General features: G+C 70.2%; 11 protein-coding genes. 4 read left to right on the top strand and 7 right to left on the bottom strand.

The window, feature by feature from the left end; genetic code table 11:
• Positions 1 to 6 precede the first annotated feature (6 nt).
• Together SNAS_RS22645 and SNAS_RS22640 are read right to left on the bottom strand one after the other, a co-directional pair.
• Positions 7 to 3,132, bottom strand: a complete 3,126-nt coding sequence (locus SNAS_RS22645) for an ATP-dependent helicase (RefSeq protein WP_013019799.1) — start codon at positions 3,130 to 3,132, stop codon at positions 7 to 9.
• Positions 3,125 to 6,214: an ATP-dependent helicase gene (locus SNAS_RS22640; RefSeq protein ID WP_052305104.1), complete on the bottom strand. Its 3,090-nt coding sequence runs from the start codon at positions 6,212 to 6,214 to the stop codon at positions 3,125 to 3,127. Before SNAS_RS22640 ends, SNAS_RS22645 begins: the two co-directional genes overlap by 8 nt.
• A gap of 167 nt (positions 6,215 to 6,381) precedes the next feature.
• Here SNAS_RS22640 and SNAS_RS33140 point away from each other — a divergent pair, with 167 nt between their 5' ends.
• Entirely contained in the window at positions 6,382 to 8,301 is a 1,920-nt protein-coding gene (locus SNAS_RS33140; protein WP_013019797.1) for a M91 family zinc metallopeptidase, read from the top strand.
• Here the strand turns inward: SNAS_RS33140 and SNAS_RS22630 are convergent.
• From SNAS_RS22630 to SNAS_RS22615, 4 genes are all read right to left on the bottom strand, one after another.
• A complete protein-coding gene (locus SNAS_RS22630) occupies positions 8,298 to 9,497 on the bottom strand; it encodes an FAD-dependent oxidoreductase (protein WP_013019796.1) in 1,200 nt (399 codons plus the stop codon). The genes SNAS_RS33140 and SNAS_RS22630 overlap by 4 nt on opposite strands.
• Positions 9,494 to 10,105 carry a PadR family transcriptional regulator gene (locus tag SNAS_RS22625; protein WP_013019795.1) on the bottom strand — a complete coding sequence of 204 codons (612 nt, stop codon included), beginning with the start codon at positions 10,103 to 10,105 and terminating at the stop codon, positions 9,494 to 9,496. Before SNAS_RS22625 ends, SNAS_RS22630 begins: the two co-directional genes overlap by 4 nt.
• A 52-nt stretch (positions 10,106 to 10,157) precedes the next feature.
• Positions 10,158 to 11,297: a chromate efflux transporter gene (chrA, locus tag SNAS_RS22620; protein WP_013019794.1), complete on the bottom strand. Its 1,140-nt coding sequence runs from the start codon at positions 11,295 to 11,297 to the stop codon at positions 10,158 to 10,160.
• A 63-nt stretch (positions 11,298 to 11,360) separates the two neighbouring features.
• Entirely contained in the window at positions 11,361 to 12,242 is an 882-nt protein-coding gene (locus SNAS_RS22615; protein WP_013019793.1) for a helix-turn-helix domain-containing protein, read from the bottom strand.
• A gap of 132 nt (positions 12,243 to 12,374) precedes the next feature.
• On the opposite strand from SNAS_RS22615, the gene SNAS_RS22610 reads away from it, so the two are divergent.
• From SNAS_RS22610 to SNAS_RS22600, 3 genes are all read left to right on the top strand, one after another.
• On the top strand, positions 12,375 to 13,436 hold the full coding sequence (locus SNAS_RS22610; RefSeq protein ID WP_013019792.1) for an aldo/keto reductase: 1,062 nt from the start codon (positions 12,375 to 12,377) through the stop codon (positions 13,434 to 13,436).
• Positions 13,437 to 13,561: 125 nt separating this feature from the next.
• Positions 13,562 to 14,746 carry a sensor histidine kinase gene (locus SNAS_RS22605; RefSeq protein ID WP_013019791.1) on the top strand — a complete coding sequence of 395 codons (1,185 nt, stop codon included), beginning with the start codon at positions 13,562 to 13,564 and terminating at the stop codon, positions 14,744 to 14,746.
• Between the two features lie 51 nt (positions 14,747 to 14,797).
• On the top strand, positions 14,798 to 15,472 hold the full coding sequence (locus SNAS_RS22600) for a response regulator (protein WP_013019790.1): 675 nt from the start codon (positions 14,798 to 14,800) through the stop codon (positions 15,470 to 15,472).
• Between the two features lie 12 nt (positions 15,473 to 15,484).
• On the opposite strand, the gene SNAS_RS33135 is transcribed toward SNAS_RS22600, so the two are convergent.
• Positions 15,485 to 17,170 carry an alpha/beta hydrolase gene (locus tag SNAS_RS33135; RefSeq protein ID WP_013019789.1) on the bottom strand — a complete coding sequence of 562 codons (1,686 nt, stop codon included), beginning with the start codon at positions 17,168 to 17,170 and terminating at the stop codon, positions 15,485 to 15,487.
• Positions 17,171 to 17,452 lie beyond the last annotated feature (282 nt).

The following is a 17,452-nucleotide window of genomic DNA, read 5'->3' as shown; positions in this document are numbered from 1 at the left end:
GGGCCTTTACTCTTGCGGCGGCGTGGGTCCCAGCGGTGCGGCCAGCTGTTCCAGCAGCGGCAGGCCGCTCGGCCGGACGGTGACGTTCTGCCGGACATAGTGGAACGCCGCCGACACCTTGGACCGGTGGACGCCCCGCAGTACCGCCCAGGCCTCCCGGTAGGCGGCCAGCTGCACCGCCGCGGCCTTGGCCGCGTGGCCGCGGGGCGGCCGTCCGGTCTTCCAGTCCACGATCTCGTAACCGCCGTCGTCGGTGGCGAACACCGCGTCCATGCGGCCTCGCACCACCACTCCCTCCAGGACGGTCACGAACGGCACCTCGACCGCGATCGGGGTGCGCGAGGCCCACTCCGAGGCGTTGAACGCCTCCTGCAACGCCGCCAGTTCGGCGTCGGTGTCGGGTTCGCCGTCGGCGGCCCCGGGCAGATCGTCCATGTCGAACAGGGTGCCGCCGTCGAAGCGTTTCTCCACCCACGCGTGGAAGGCGGTGCCGCGCCGAGTGTGCGGGGCCGGGGGCTCGGGCACCGGACGGCGCAACCGGGCCGCGAACTCCTGCGCGTCGGCGTGCCAGGCCACCAGCTGCGACACCGACAACTGCGACGGCACCGGCACCTCCATGCCGTCGGACGCGGACTCGGCGCGCTCGGCCAGCAGCAGTTCGGCCTCCTCGGCCCAGCGTTTGGCCTGCGCGGAATCGTCCAGGGCGCCGTCGGAGGCCCGCACGGCACCGGCCGCCGCCGCCACCGTGATCTGGTTGGAGCCCAGGGGTTCCGGCTCGGGCCAGTCGGCGCTCAACTCGGTGGCCAGCAGCGGGTTCTCCTCGCCGGGGTCCTCGATCCACTCGTCGACCCGGCCACCGGCCGCGACGGTCTCGTCGAGGTAGGGCGAGGGTTCGCGGGCGCTCTCGCCGTCGTCCCACCAGTACCCGCACGCGAACAGGTGGGTGCGGGCCCGGGTCAGGGCCACATAGGCCAGTCGCCGCTCCTCGACCTCGTGGTGGAACTGGACGTCCTTTTTGAACTCGGCCTCGGCCCGCGACAGTTCGGCGGCCTTGGTGACCCCGCCCAGCCGGAAGTACGGCAGCTCGGCGGCGTCGCCGCGCAGCGGGTACGGGAGTTTGCCGGTGTCGGTCAGCCAGGAACCGCCCATCACCTTGCCGGGCAGCACCCCCTTGGCCAGGCCGGGAACCGCCACGCAGTCCCATTCCAGGCCCTTGGCGGCGTGGACGGTGAGGATCTGCACCGCTCCGGTGTGCTCGGTGGTGCCGGTCAACTCCAGGCCGCGCTCCCGTTCCTCGGCCGCGTCCAGATAGGAGAGGAAACCGTCCAGACTGGGCAGTGAGGCCGTCGAGGTGTATCGGACCGCCTCGTCGATGAACGCGTCCAGCCGTTCGGAGTCGCCTCGGTGCACCGCGACCTCGATGTCGAGTCCCGAGACCTTCAGGATCTCGGCGATCAGGTCGCTGACCGGCTGGTCCAGCCGGGAACGCAGGTACCCCAGTTCTTCCCGCAGCGCGGTGTAGCGTTCGGCGGCGGCGTCGCTGTAGCGGCGCAGGTCGCCCAGGTCCTCCAGTGCCTCGGCGAGACTGGCCTCGTTGAGGCCCTCGGCGCTGGGTTCGAAGCCGCGACGTTCGGGCGCCAGTTCCCGGGCCCGGGCGTGCAGGGCGGCGATGTCGCGCGGCCCGATCCGCCACCGGGGGCCGGTCAGCAGCCGCATGAAGGCCGGGCCCGCCGTCGGCCGGGCCAGCACGGTCAGCGTCGAGTGCAGTTCCCGCACCTCGGGCGCGTCCAGCAGTCCGCCCAAGCCGATGACCTCCACCGGCAGGCCCTTGGCGCGCAACGCCTTCTCCAGCCGGGGGATCTGGGAGCGGCGCCGCGCCAGCACCGCCGTGGTCGGTGGCATGCCCTCCACCGGGCTGCCCGGCGCGAAGCCGTTGTCCGCCCACAGCCGGTAGATCCGGGTGGCGACCCACTCGGCCTCGTCGTCGGCGGTGTTGAGCATGGCGGCGGTGACCTCTCCCTCGCCCGGCACGCCGGGTTCCAGTGGGGAAACCGGGAAACCCATGGTGCGCAACGGTTCTGAAACGGTGTTGGCGACGGTGAGAATGGACGCCCGGTTGCGCCACGACGCGGTCAGCTCCAGCCGGTCGGCCTCGGTGCCGTCGGCGTGCGGGAAGTCGCCGGGGAACCGCGACAGCGTCCCGGTGCTGGCGCCCCGCCACGCGTAGATCGACTGGCACGGGTCGCCGACGGCCGTGACCGGGTGCCCGCCGCCGAACAGCGACTTCAGCAGCTCCACCTGGGCGTGCGAGGTGTCCTGGTACTCGTCCAGCAGCACCACGCCGAACCGTTCCCGCTCCACCCGGCCCACCTCGGGGGCCGCCGCGGCGGCCGAAGCCGCGTAGTGCAGCTGGTCGGCGAAGTCCACCGCGCCCTCGGCGCGCTTGCGGCGCCGGTAGTCGGCCACGATCGGCAGCAGTTGCAGCCGCGATTGCAGCGCCATCAACAGTTGCGCGGTCTTCTGGGTGCCCTTGCCGACCCGCTCGCCGATCTCGTTGGCGAGCTCCTGGGTGAACTGCTCCAGCTCCTCGGGTTCGCGCAGGTGCTCCGACAGTTCGTCCGACAGCGACAGCACCCGTTTCACGACGGTCTCGACGGTGAGGCTCACCGCGCTCATGTCGCCGTCGTGGCCGCGCACCGCCGCGTAGGCCAGCTGCCAGGTCTGCGCCGGGGACAGCACGGTCCCGGGTTCCAACCCGATGCGGGGGCCGTGTTCGCTGACGATCCCGGAGGCGTAGGAGTGGTATGTGGACACCGTCGGTTCGCCCGACAGCTGCCCGACACCGTCCAGACCCGACAGTCGCGCGAGTCGTTCCCGGATCCGCGACGCCAGTTCGGCGGCGGCCTTGCGGGTGAAGGTCAGCCCGAGGATCTGTTCGGGGCGGGCGTAACCGTTGGCGATCAGCCACACCACCCGCGAGGCCATCGTCCCGGTCTTGCCGGAACCGGCACCGGCGACGATCAGCTGCGGTCGCAGCGGCGCCTCGATGGCGGTGGCCTGCTGCTCGGTCGGCGGATACTCGTCGCCCAAAAGCCGCGCCAGCGCTCGGGCCGTGTACCTCGGTTCAGTCACGTTTCGTCACCGCCTCGCCCTTGCCGCTGATCGGGCAGCACTGTTTCACCGCGCAGGTGTCGCACTTGCGGGTGTTGACGGCGGTGAAGGTGGAGGCCGTCATGGTCTCGGCGACCTTGAGCACCTTGCGATGCGCCCAGCTGGGGTCGTCGACACTGGGCAGTGCGGGCTGTTCCCGCACCGAGGCGGCCTTGGTGGAGCTGGCCGGGTAGACGAGGGTGGCGCCACCGGCCTCGAGGCCGTGTTCGGCGAAGGCCCCGGCCTCGACGGCGACCTGGTAGGCCGCCAGTTGGGGGTTGGTCTCGGCCTCGGCGGCCGAGATCGGGGTCTTGCCGGTCTTGATGTCGACGACGTGCAGGCGTCCGTGCAGGTCGCGTTCCAGTCGGTCGACGGCGCCGGACAGTTCGGTGGTCACACCGGGCGGCCCGTCGGGAAGCTTGACGGTGAACCGTTTCTCGGCCGCGACCAGGTCGCGGTTGTTGCTCTCCAGCCAGGACGCGAACTTGTCCACCATGGAACGCACCCGTTCGGAGTCCTGTTTGGCCTTCCAGGGTGCCTCGAAGGGCAGCTTGGCCAGGTGCTGGGCCACGAAGTCGGCCATGGCCTGCCGGGGGTCGTCGGTGACGGCCGCGGCCTCGGCGGCGGCGTGCACCAGGTTGCCGATCTCCTGCGGCAGCCCGGACGGTTCGGTGCCGCCGTGCCGTTCCAGCATCCACCGCAGCCCGCACTGCTCGACGAGCTCCACCGTGGACGGCGAGACCTTGACCCGTTCGCCCGGCAGGATCAGCGGCGCGTGGTCCGAGATCGGCCGCAGTCCCCACCACTCCTCCGGGTCGGCGCCGGGCACCGCCTGCTTGGCCAGTACCGACAGCTGCGCGATCGCGGCGTCCTTGCGTCGCCCGGCCGGGCCGCAGGCGGCCAGCCGCAGCTCGGCGACCAGGCTCGGCAGGGTCATCGGGCGTTCCAGCCGGGCCGGACGCTCCACGGTGATGCCCAGTTCCTCGATGAAGCGGCTGGGCTGGTTCTCGTCCTCGTCGGCGACGCAGGTGACGATGAGCCGGTCCCGGGCCCGGGTCGCGGCCACATAGAACAGTCGCCGTTCCTCGTCCAGCAGCAGTGTCATCGTGTCCACGACGGTGCCGGAGGTGACGGTCTCGACCAGGGCCTCGGAGCCCATGATGGAGCCTCGCGGCCGCAGGTTGGGCCAGGTGCCCTCCTGCACCCCGGCCACCACGACCAGGTCCCACTGCAATCCCTTGGCCGAGTGCGCCGTCAGCAGCTGTACGGTCTCACCGCGCCGGGCCTGCGCGGCCCGGGTGTCGGCGGGCAGCACCTGTTCCAGGACGTGCGCGGCGAACACGTCAGCGCCGGCGCCCGGCAGCCGGTCGGCGAAGTCGGCGGCCCAGTCGAACAGCGTCATCATCGCGTCCAGGTCGCCGTCGGCGGCCACCGCCCGCGAGTCCCGCGACACCGCCCGCCGGGCCAGCCGCCGCGACAGGTCGGCCCGTTCCCACACCGCCCACAGCACGTCCTCGACGCTGCCGGTCGCGGAGCGGACGCACTCCATCAGCCCGGCGATCCGGCGCGGCGGCTCGGCCCACGGCTCCTCGGGCAGCGCGGTCAGCTCGGCCGGGTCGCGCAGCGCCTCCACCAGCAGTTCCCCCGGCGAGCGGAACACGTCGGCGGCGTGGGCCAGGCGCCGCAGCTCCTGGCGCAGCCGCCGTTCCGACAGCGAGTCGGCGCCGCCGTACACCGAGTGCAGCAGCGCCACCGCGGTGTCCTCGTCCAGCGACTTCGGATTCAGGCCACATTGGATGATGGTGAGCAGGTGCCGGACGATGGGCCGCGCCGACAGCGCCTGGTCGATCGCGGCGATCTCCACCGGCACCCCCGCGTGCCTAAGCGCCCGCTCGACGACCGGCAGATGCTCGGCCGCCGACTTCACGATCACCGCCATCTGCGACCAGGCCACGCCCTCGCGCAGGTGCGCCACCCGCAGCTGCCGCGCGATATAGGCCGCCTGCTGCGCCGCCGAGCGCAGCGCCGCGACCTCCACCTGTCCGGCGCCGACCTCGGGACGGGGCGCGCGGGCCCGGAACCTGTCGGTGCCGCGCAGCTTCTTGGCCACCAGCGAGGTGGCGTTCAACAGCGCCGAGGCGCTGCGGTGGCAGGTCGCCAGGTTCACCTCCGGCGCCGGATCGCCGTCAGCGGTGGGGAAGCGGTCACCGAACTCGCGCAGCAGCCGCACGTCGGCGCCCCGGAACCCGAAGGTCGCCGAGTCGGCGTCGCCGAAGGCCACCAGGTTGGCGCCCTGCCCTGCCACCAGCCGCAACAGCTCCAGCTGCGCCGGGTCCAGATCCTGCACCTCGTCCACAAAGGTGAACTTGGGCGGCGGGACCAGCTCGGGATCGTCGGCCAGCTCACTGGCGGCGGCCCGCACGATCTCGGCGGAGTCGTAGGTGGCGCCGCCGGTCAGCGACCGCAGCGCCAGCACGTCCACGTACCGGGTCATGAAGTCGGCCGCGGCCACCCACTCGGGACGGTCGTGTTCGCGCCCCAACCGGGCCAGCCGGGGCGCCGAGATGCCGCGCTCGGTGGCCCGCAGCAGCAGGTCCCGCAGCTGGGCGGCGAAGGTCCGGGTGCCCAGCGCGGGCCGCACCGCCTCGGGCCACTCCACCGCGTCGTGGGCCAGTAGCTCCCGGATGATGACGTCCTGCTCGGGTCCCTTGAGCAGCTGCGGCGCCGGTGCGTCGTGCCGGTTGGCGGCGGCCCGCAGGACCGCGAAGGCCAGCGCCGGGAAGCTGTACACCGGCACCTCGGAACCGGTGCGGGCCAGCCGGGCCGAGATGTCGCGCCGCAACCGCGCGGCGCCGCGCCTGCCGAAACCCAGCACCAGCATGTCGGCGGGGTCGACGCCCTCTTTCACCCGGGCGGCCACCGACTCGACCAGCACCGCGGTCTTCCCGGTACCGGGTCCACCCTGGACCAGCAGCGGCCCGTCCCGGTGCTCCACGACCGTGGCCTGCGCGACATCGGGCGCGAAAGCCGTCGCGTCCGGTCGTTCGTATGCCGGACGCGTCACAAACCGGTACCCAGACGCACTCACGCGCGCCATCCAATCACGCGGCTGTGACTCGAACGGGGTCGGCGCGGCGGGAACGCTAGCGCGTTCCGTTCGGGACCCGTCCCCGTGACGGAGTGGCAACGTGGAGAAGTCGTAGTACGTTCACGGCGTAAAGGAACGGTCCAATGGGGATCAGTGTTGCCCAGTTGCGTGCCCTCAGTACCGAGAAGCTGACCACCTCGGCGGATACGGCCGTCGCGGTCGGCAAGGACGTGGAGACCCGGGCCGGGGAGATCGTCGACGCGGCGAAAAGCGCCGCCGGGGCCGGGTTCTGGGCCGGGGCCGATGCGCAGGCGCAGAACGACCTGCTGGGAACGTTCCCGGCGCCGTTGGAGGCGGCCAGCAGCGTCTTCAAGGCCGCGGCCACGACGCTTGACACCCTGGTGGCCGAACTGGAGGGCGCCAAGTCCGACATCGAGACGGCGATCGCGTCCTATCCGGAGCACAAGGTGCAGGACGACGGCACCGTGACCTGGCCGCCCTCGCCCGACGCCGCCACCGAGGCGAGACTGAGGCAGCAGGCGGAGGAGCTGTTCAACCTGCTGCTGAAGGCGATCGATCGGGCCAACGCGGCCGATGAATCGGCGGTGACGCAGCTGGCGCAAAAGGACCTGGGTGCCGGGCCGGTGCCGGTGAAGCTGCCGGACGGGTCGGTGTACCTGGCCACGGGGGACAAGGACAACGTCGTCAAGGTCAGTAATGACAAGGACGGGAACCTGATCGCCAACGTCGACGGCAAGGACTTCAGGTTCGATCCCGGCACGCGGCTGACAGTCGACGGACAGGCTGGCGACGACAAGATCGACATCGACAAGAACGTCAAGGAAGACGTCGCGGTGTTCGGCGGCAAGGACGACGACACGATCCACGGCAGCGACAAGGCCAACGTGCTCAACGGGGGCGACGGCGCCGACGTGATCCACGGCGGGGGCGGGAACGACCGTATCGATGCCGGAGGCAACTCAAGCGGGTACGACGTCGTCTACGGCAACGACGGCGACGACACCATCACCGGTGGGAGCGGGAACGATCGCGTCGCGGGTGGTGCGGGCAACGACACCATCGACGGCGGCCAGGGCAAGGACTATCTGGACGGACAACGGGACGACGACACGATCACCGGCGGTACCGAGGACGACGTCATCTACGGCCTCGAAGGTGAGGATGTCCTGCGCGGCGAGGACGGCAACGACTACCTGGAGGGCGGCAGGGACAACGACCGCATCGACGGGGGTATCGGCAACGACACCATCTCCGGTGGCCACGGCGAGGACACTTTGTCGGGCGGCGACGGTCGTGACGTGCTGTACGGCGGGCACGGCAAGGACACGGTGGACGGTGGCAGCGGGCTCGACCAGGCGTATGTCCAAGAAGAGGACGCCATCACCAAGGACCGGTACGGCATCGACACCGCCGAGCGCAACAACGTCACGATCTCCGACAACGCTGGCGTCTACCAGGTCGAGGGCTCCGACGACTTCAAAGCCCGGGTCCAAGCCGATCTGGACATGATGGCGGCGTCTCCCACGGCGCAGCAGATGCTCGACAAGCAGGCGGCCGAGTTCGGCGGCTTCGACGACTTCGTGCAGCCGGGCGAGGACACGCTGAAGATCGAGGAACTGAGCTTCGACCCGAACAACCCCCACCGTGACCTCGAGAACGGTTATGCCAGTTCTTCCCGGGACGGTCATGACAACTCGCACAACGTGATCGAGTACAACGCCGCCAAGAGTCTCGACGATCCGGGAAGCGCGCCGTCCAATGTGCTCTACCACGAGATGGCCCACACCTACGATTTCCGTCACGACCAGTTCGACGAGGACCTTCACACCGACACCAGGTCACCGGATACCGACTACTCCGGTGACGGCGTGCCGAACGGCGAACGCACCGCTGTCGGTTTGCCCATCGACCATGACGACAATCCGCAGACCGACCTGAAGCTGCAGGAAGACCATCCGTGGGCGCTGACCGAGAACGGACTGCGCACCGAGCAGGGCAGGCCGTGGCGCCTCACCTACGGCCTGCCCATCCCGCCGCGTTAGACGGCCGCTTTCGCGGGCTCGTCCCAGTCGACGCGATAGTCGAACTGCCAGGTGAACTTCTCCGGTTTGGCGAACTTCAGCACCACCGGCATGAGCGCGTCGCGCAGCACCCGCGCCACCGGGCCGGCCGCCTTGTCGTTGTTGGTCTTCGCCGCCTGGGCGATGACCCGTTCCACCCGGTCGCGGCGCTGGTCCTCATAGGAGGCGAACGCCTGTTGGTGGGGCAGGTCGCGCAGGGCCTTGGCCAGGACGACGGCGCTCTCGCACGCCAGCGAGGCGCCCTGGCCGGAGCTGGGGGAGGTGGCGTGGGCGGCGTCGCCGATGAGGACGACCCGGCCCGAGCTCCAGGTCGGGACCGTGGGGATGTCCTCCAGGGGGCCGGTGCACAGCAGGTCGGCCGGATCGGTGCGGCGCAACAGGTCTACCGCGAGGTAGCGGTCGTCGGCGTACTGTTCGCACAGTTCGTCGATCCACTGTTGCGGGTCGCGGGCCTTGCACTCGGCGGCCGACAGCGGTTCTTTGCTGGGCAGGTTGGAGAACCAGCCGCCGGTGCCGTCGTCGAAGAAGGCGTGGCCGAAGAACGCGCGTTTGCCGAAGGTGAAGTGCATCGAGTTGCCGCCGGGGGCGCCGTCGGGGTTGGCGACCGCGCCGCCGAAGCCGAGCAGGCCGACGTAGCGGGGGCCGGGGGCGCTCGGGTCGATGAGACCGCGCACCGTGGAGCGGATGCCGTCGGCGCCGATGAGGATGTCGGCGCTCGCGCTGGAGCCGTCGGCGAAGTGGGCGGTGACCGCGTCGGGGGTCTGGTCGAGGCCGGTGAGCCGTTTGCCGTGTTCGATGTGGACGCCGCGTCGGCTGGCCTCCTCGTAGAGGACCCGGTACAGCTCGGACCGCCACACGAACCGCTGTGGCGGCAGACCGGCGGGGCTGCCGAACTCGCCGAGTTTCTTTCCCTTCCAGTTGTGCATGGCCATGGTCTCGATGGGGTTGCCGATGTCGCGCAGTACCGTGTCGGCGCCGATGACGGCCAGGGCGTTGACGCCGTTGGGCGCGATGCTCAGGCCGCCGCCGACTCCGCTGGCGACGGTGTCGTACGCCTCGTAGACGGTCGCCTCGATTCCGGCCTTGCGCAGCGCCAGGGCCGCGACCGGCCCGGCTATGCCGCCGCCGACGATCATGGCGGTTCGTGCCTTGTTCATGACTGCTCCGTATGTTGCTCGTGGAACTCGCCCCAGGGGCCAGCCCAGTCGGTTTCGGGGTCGTTGATGTCGTGGAGGAACTTCTCGACGAAGTCCACCTCGGTGTCCACAATGGCGAGCCGGTAGTCCTCTTCGACGAGGAACAGGCCGGGTACGCCCTGGGACGCGGCCGAGTCGAGGACGGATTGGATGTCCTCGCGCTGGACGGCCAGTTGTTCGAGCCGTTTCCGGAGCAGCTCGGTCGCCTCCTGGGGAGGCAACGCGGATATCAGCGACAGGCCGGTCACAAAGGCCGGATACTCGTGCTTCGGCTCGGCGATGAGCTCGCGCAGCCAGTCGCGTAGTTCCTGGCGCCCGTCGGCGGTGATCGCGTAGACGGTGCGCTCGGGCAGGTTGCCCTGCCGTTCGATCTCCTGTTCGGCGATGAACCCGGCGGCGTGCAGTTGCCGCACCACCATGTACAGCGAACCGTGGTTGTACTTGATGTTGCGGTCGTCGCCGTGTTTCTTGAGCGTGCGGCCCAGTTCGTACGGGTGCATCGGTTTCATCAGCAGGTAGGACAGGACGGCCAGGGCGAGCGGGTTGCCGACTTTGCGCTTCTTGGCCATCGTGTCCTCCGGTGGTAGTTGCCACCAAGTATTCACGACTGACTAGTTATTGTCAACTATTCAGGAGAATGTGAGCGACGCCGATGACCGCGCCTCCGGCGATGTACCAGGCGCTGTTGAGTTTGGTGCGCCACAACAGCAGTACCGTGACGATCGCGATGGCGGCGGTGAGCGGGTCGATGATCGCGGTGCGGCCCAGCTGGAACGACACCCCCGCCATCAGCGCCAGCGCGGTCGCGTTCACCCCGTCCAGCAGCATCGCGGTCCAGTCGCGGGACCGTAGCCAGCCGGTCAGCTTCGTCAGCAGGCCCACGAACACGAACGACGGCAGGAAGATCGCGACCGTCGCCAGGAACGCGCCCGGCAGCCCGGCGACCAGATAGCCGACGAAGGTCGCGGTGGTGAACACCGGCCCCGGCGTGACCTGGCCGATCGAGACCGCGTCGATGAGCTGCTCGTTGCTGATCCAGTGCAGCCGGTCCACGAAGTCCCCGCGCAGGAACGCCAGCAGCACGTAGCCGCTGCCGTACAGGACCGCGCCGATCTTGAGCATGGTGGCGAACAGTTGCGCCAGCTGGCCCGTCGTCGGGTCGGCGAACACCGGCAGCTTGTCCGTCCACAACAGCGGGATCGCGAAACCGGAGACACTGCCGCGCCAGCGCTGCCCGAAGTGGACGGCCACCGCGAGGAGCCCGCCCGCGGCCAGGATCACCAGTTCGTTGACGCCCAGGAAGTACGCCACCAGGGCCGCGACGCCCAGCGCGCCCAGCCACACCGTCTTCACCACGGTGCGCAGCAGCCCGAACAGGGCGTGGGCGATGATGCCGATGACTGCCGGGACGACGCCGTACAGCACCCCCTTCACCGCCGGGGTCTGTCCATAGGTGACGTAGGCCCAGGCCAGCCCGGTCACCATGACCGCCGCGGGCAGGATGAAACACACCCCGGCCGCGACCAGGCCCTTCCAGCGGGCCCGGTCGTGGCCCAGGTGGATGGCCAGTTCGGTGGAGTTGGGGCCGGGGATGAAGTTGGTGGCGCCCATCAGGTCCACGAACCGCTGATCGCTGACCCAGCCCCGGCGGCGCACCAGTTCCTCGCGCATCATCGCGGTGTGGGCGGCGGGACCGCCGAAGGCGATGGTGCCCAACCGAAGGAACACACCGGCAACCTCGCGCACCGAACCCGCACTCACCGCGATCCTCTCCGCACGACCGCTCGGCCGGGCGGCACCACGGTACCGAAGGAAGGTGACGAATCAGGTCTCGTGCGGGGCCGCGACCGGCTCGGCGCGTGCGGGTTCCGGCTCGGCCAGGCTGGACAGCAGCATCAGCCGCTCCTCGTCGGGGCTGTTCGGCACCGCGGTGTAGGTGACCAGCATGGCGCCGTCGTCGAGGTGGGCGAACACGTCCCATTCGAGGGTGAGTTCACCGACCTGCGGATGCCGGAAGGTCTTGGTGCCGCCGCGTTTCTGCGCCACCTCGTGCCGGGCCCACAGTCGCCGGAACTCGTCACTGTGGATGCTCAGTTCGCCGACGAGTTCGGTGACGCGCGGATGGTGCGGGTCGGGCGCCAGCGCGGCCCGCAGGAACGCCACCGCCTCGGCGGTGACCTTCTGCCACTCCGGGAACAGGTCTTGGCCCGCCTCGGACAGGAACACCATCCGGATGACGTTGCGCTCGCGGCCGGACAGCTCGGCCAGCCCCGGATACAGGGCCGACCCGAGCCGGTTGAACGCCAGCACGTCCATGTACGGCGTCACGATCAGCGCCGGAACGTGCCGCATCGAGTCCAGCATCCGCTGCACGCTCGGCCGCACCGACGGGGCCGCGCGGCGCTGTGACCGGCGGCGGGGCGCGGTGGCCAGGCTGTGCAGGTGGGCCCGGGAGTCCTCGTTCAACCGCAGCACCCGCGCCAGCGCGTCCAGCACCTCGGCCGAGGGATGCGTGTCGCGTCCCTGCTCCAGCCGGGTGTAGTAGTCGACGCTCACGCCCGCCAGCAACGCCAGCTCCTCCCGCCGCAGCCCCGGCACCCGGCGCGCCCCACCCGGCGGCAGCCCGACATCGGCGGGCGTGACCCGGGCCCGGCGGGCCCGCAGGAACGCGGCGAGCGTGGCGGCGTCGTCCTTGGCTTGCGGCATGGCCCCATTGTCGCTCGGCTTCGGACCGCGAGGGTGGCCCTGCCGGTCCCAGGAAGACTCAGGCCAGCTGAGCGGGCGTTTTCGGTCGCAGACTCGACACCAGCAATCGAAGACGAAGAGAGGTTCTCCCACATGTCGAACACACTCGACAACTACCGACTGCTCGGCTCGTCGGGACTGCGGGTCTCGCCGCTGTCGCTGGGCGCCATGACCTTCGGCGACGACTGGGGCTGGGGTTCGGACAAGGCCGACTCCCGCCGCATCTTCGACACCTACCTGGAGCGGGGCGGCAACTTCATCGACACCGCCAACGCCTACACCGCCGGAACCTCGGAGGAGTACGTCGGCGAGTTCGCCGAGGGCAACCGCGACCGGGTGGTCATCGCCACCAAGTACTCGATGTCGATCCGCGCCGGTGACCCGAACGCTGGCGGCAACGGACGCAAGGCGCTGCGGCAGTCGGTGGAGCAGAGCCTGCGTCGGCTGCGCACCGATCACATCGACCTGCTGTACCTGCACGCCTGGGACTTCACGACCTCGGCCGACGAGGTGATGCGGGGCCTGGACGACCTGGTGCGCTCCGGCAAGGTGCTGTACATCGGGCTGTCGGACATCCCGGCTTGGCAGGCGGCGCGGATGCAGACCATCGCCGAGCTGCGCGGCTGGGAACCGTTGGCGGCCATGCAGATCCAGTACAGCCTGATCGAGCGGACCGTGGAACGGGATCTGATTCCGATGGCGGCGGAGCTGGGCATGGGCGTGGTCCCGTGGTCGCCGTTGGGCAGTGGCGTGCTGACGGGGAAGTACACGCGTGCGGACCTGGACACGCAGTTGACCGACGATCCGAAGGGCACGCGCAAGCAGGTCGCGGCGGCCAACGGTGCTTTGACGCCGCGTGCCTTGGACATCGCGGACGTCGTGGTGGCCGTGGCCAAGGAGATGGAGGTCGCTCCGGCTCAGGTCGCGTTGGCGTGGACGCTGCTCAACCCGGCGGTGGCCTCGCCGATCATCGGGGCCCGGACGTTGGAGCAGCTGGAGTCGAACCTGGGCGCGCTGGAAGTGGAGTTCACCGACGAGCAGCGGGAACGGCTGGACGCGGCCAGCGCGATTGAGCTGGGATTCCCGCACGACTTCCTCAGCGGCGGCATGGTCAACGGCGTGCTGCACGGTGGGGCGAAGATTCAGCGGCGCTGATGGTGGCCCGGTCGCGGGATGGCGGCCGGGACCGACGAAGGGCAGGATGGCGGGCATGTCGTGGCTGAAGCCGCGGCATGTCCGCCTTGGTCTGCCGGTTGGCGGCCAGTCATTTTAGGAGCGTCATGCGCCGGGTTCGCGAGTTCGCCGGGAAGCGTCCGGTGATCGCGGATGTCGTTGTGGCTGTAGTGGTCGCGGTGGTGTCGTTGCCCGCGACCGTTGGTGGGGACACGGCGGCGGGGGTGCTGGAGCCGGGCACAGGGGTGGTCGGGTTCGGCTGGCTGTGGTTCGTCGCCGTGCATGTTCCGTTGACGTGGCGGCGGCGAGCGCCGGTCGTCGTGTTCTGGACGGTGCTGGGGCTGGTGGCGGCGTGCGCGCTGGCCGGGATGACCGGCGTGTTCTTCGTGTTCGCGCCGCTGGTCGCGCTGTACACGGTGGCGCGGCATCGGTCGGTTCGGCGGCTGTGGCCAGCCGTCGCGGCGGTTGCCATGGCATTGGGTGTGGCGGCGGGGCGGGAACCGTCGCAGTGGCCCGCGATCGCGGGGGTGCTGGCGGTTGTCGTCGCGGTCGCGGCGTGTGGCATCGCGGTGCGGGTTCGGCGCGCGTTGCTGGACGAGCGGGCCCGGCGGGCGCGGGAAGAGCTTGAGCGGCAGGCGAAGGCGACGGTTGCGTCGGAGCGGGAGCGGTTGGCTCGGGAGGTGCATGACATCGTCGCTCATAACCTTGCGGTGATGGTGGCGTTGGCCGACGGCGCCGCGCTCACCGTCGATGCGAGCCCCGCCGAGGCGGGGGACATGATGGGGAAATCGGCGGCGACCGGCCGGGAAGCGTTGGGGGAGCTGCGGCGGCTGGTGCGGGTGCTGCGGGACGGGGACGGGCAGCATCGCGGCGGCGAGCAGGCCGACGTCTCGACGGAGCCGCAAGCCCCGGAGCTGGAGCAGTTGGTGGAGCGGGTGCGGGAGGCTGGGCTTCACGTCGAGCTGGTCCGCGACGGCGAACCGGTCGAACGGGAGGACGTGGAGGCGAGCGTCTACCGGATCGTTCAGGAATCGTTGACCAACGTGCTCAAACACGCGGGTGCGGAAGCAAGAGCGCGGGTCCAGCTGCGATACGAGGCCACCGGCGTCGAGGTCACGATCGTGGACAACGGTGCGGGGCAAGCGATCCAAGCCCGCGCGAGCGGCGGCCACGGGCTGGCGGGCATCGCCGAACGCGCCAAAGCCCACGGCGGGGAGGCCGAGGCCGGTCCCGTCCCCGGCGGTGGCTGGCAGGTTCGCGTCCGACTGCCGTTCGCCGACGGCTCGGCGTAACCGCGAGCTCTGCCTAGGATTGGCCGCAAGACGACGACGGTGAGGTTCGGCGTGATCAAGGTGCTGCTGGCCGATGACCAGTCGCTACTGCGGCTCGGATTCCGCGCCGTGCTGGACAAACAGCCCGACCTGGAGGTCGTCGGTGAGGCCGCCGACGGCGAACGGGCCGTCGCCATGACGCGGGCACTGCGCCCCGACGTCGTCCTCATGGACGTGCGCATGCCGGTGATGGACGGCATCGAGGCCACCCGCCGCATCCTCGCCTCCGGTTCGGCCGCGCGGGTTCTCGTCCTGACCACATTCGACCTCGACGAGTACGTGTTCGCCGCGCTGCGGGCCGGGGCGTCGGGGTTCCTCGTCAAGGACGCCACCCCCGCCGAGCTGACCGGCGGCATCCGCGTCGTGGCCGCCGGGGACGCCGCCGTGGCTCCGGGGGTGACCCGGCGCCTGATCGAGCGGTTCGCCGAACACCTGCCCGCGACGGAGCGGGTCCCGCCCGGTGACGACCGTCTGAACAGCCTCACCGAGCGGGAACACGACGTCCTGGTTCAGGTCGCGCGCGGCCGGTCCAACCAGGAGATCGCCGAACTCATCCACGTCTCCCAGGCCACCGTGAAGGTCCACGTCGGACGGATCCTGGCCAAACTCGGGCTGCGCGACCGCGCCCAGGTGATCGTCTTCGCCTACGAGAACGGTGTGGTGCGGCCCGGCGAACCTCACGTGTGACCACAGTGCCCGTCACGACGTGTGGACGGCGCTGAAGTCGGCGATGCGCTCGAAGGTCACGTCGGCCTCCATGATCTCGGGGAACACCAACGGAACCGTGTGAGGCAAGCCCGGCCACACCTCCAGTGCGACGTCGCCACCGGCCATGCGCATGCGATCGGCCATCCGGATCGAGTCGCTCAGCAGCGTCTCCTCGCTGCCCGCGTGCAGCAACGTGGGTGGCAGCGTCGCGAGGTCGACGGTGTCGGCGAACAACGGCGACAACAGCGGGTCGCGGACGTCGGCTTCGCCGTCACCGGTGTAGGAACGCTGCACGAACTTCTTGTGCTCGGCGGCGATGAGGGGATCGGTCCAGGCGTTGGAGCGGTGGGTCTCGCCGGTGAACGTCAGGTCGGTCGCGGGCGACAGGCCCACCAGCGCTCCCGGCATCTCGTCGCCGCTGTCCTGTAGCGACAGTGCTGTGGAGAGGGTGAACGTGCCGCCGCAGGAGTCGCCGATGATGGTGACAGCGGCGGCGGGAACCCCGGTTTCCAACAGCCATCGGTAGGCCGCGACGCTGTCCTCGATCGCCGCCGGGAACGGATGCTTGGGGGCCAGCCGGTAGTGCGGCATCAGCAGACAGGATCCGGTCTGGCGGGACAGCTCGGCGGCGAAGTCGCGGTGGAAATTGGACATCGGCATGATGAAGCCGCCGCCGTGGAGGTACAGGAAGACGCGATCCTTCGTGGCGCCGTCGGCGCACAGGAACTCGGCGGGGACGTCACCGGCGTCGACCTTGTCGATGGTGGTCCCGGCGGGCGTCCTCGGTTCGGTGAACCGCTCGTCCCGGCGTTGTTCGAGCAGGTCGGGATAGCTGGTGGGCTGCGCGAACTGGGAGGCGGCGGCCAGCATCACCGGATGGAAGAACGCCGCCCCCGCGCTGGGGACGGCGGGAACATCGGAGGTGTCGGGGATCGGGGTGCTCACGATCGCCGCCGTCGCGTGGGCCAGCGCGAACACGAGCGTCAACAGGCCCAGGCCACAACGCCGGGCCACGGCGGCGAACCCGCGTCCCGGTGCCGCGACCGGGGATGAGGAGCGCAGCGAGAAGCCCAGCCGGATCAGCCAGAAGATCCACAGCGGAGCAGCGGTCAGCGCCAGCAGCGTCAGGATCGCCGAGACGACGTAGAACCCGTCCTGTGTGGGCAGTATCGCGTTGAGCCACCACGTCGCCGAGCGCACCACCGTCGCCACCAGTCCGGCCACCGCCAACCATCCGGTGATCGCACCGACGCCGACGGACCGGACCAGCCTCGCCGTCCACACCGCCAGCAGCAGCGGTACCGCCAGACCGAAGACCGCGAACACCGACGTCGACACGACCGAGGCGGCGGCGTCGAGTCCGCTGCCCCACAACACGAGCAGGGCCAGCCCGGCAGCACCGCACGCGGCCAGGCACCATCCGGCGACGACGCCGAACAGCCGCGCGGCGGGCAGCCCGCGCGACAGTCGCACCAGTACGACACCCGACGCGGCCAGACCCAGCAGGCTCGCCACCGCCGCGACCGGACGCGCGGACGCCAGCGACGCACCGAACGAGGGCGGGTCGAGCAGGACCTCGGGGAACCGCAGCGAAACCGACAGCCCCAAGCCGGTGACAGTGGACAGGAGGGCCAGCAACCAGGGGAGATGCCTTCTCAGGCTTGGGATATTCACCATGCCGCGACGGTATGGAGTTCGCGGCCACCGCGTCGTCCGTCGCGGGTCTAGTGTCCGGCGACGGACATAACTCTCAAGTCGTACGACTCCGCCGTTCGGTCGATGGGCGGCGGTACTGGCGGCCGGGCACCGAGTTTTTGTTCTCGCAGTTCAGGGCCGTTCGCGACTAGGCTCGCTCCCATCTCAGACGTCCCGGGAGCCAGGTGCCGCTGGCGATTCGGGCGTAACCGGGTGATCGGCGCGCCATCGTCAGCGCCGATCACCCACGGCCGTGACAGTTGT

Origin of the sequence: Stackebrandtia nassauensis DSM 44728 (genome assembly GCF_000024545.1) — a bacterium.
GTDB classification, from domain to species: Bacteria; Actinomycetota; Actinomycetes; order Mycobacteriales; family Micromonosporaceae; genus Stackebrandtia; species Stackebrandtia nassauensis.
The sequence above is the reverse complement of the archived record's forward strand: the minus strand, read 5'-3'. Positions and strand labels throughout refer to the sequence as shown.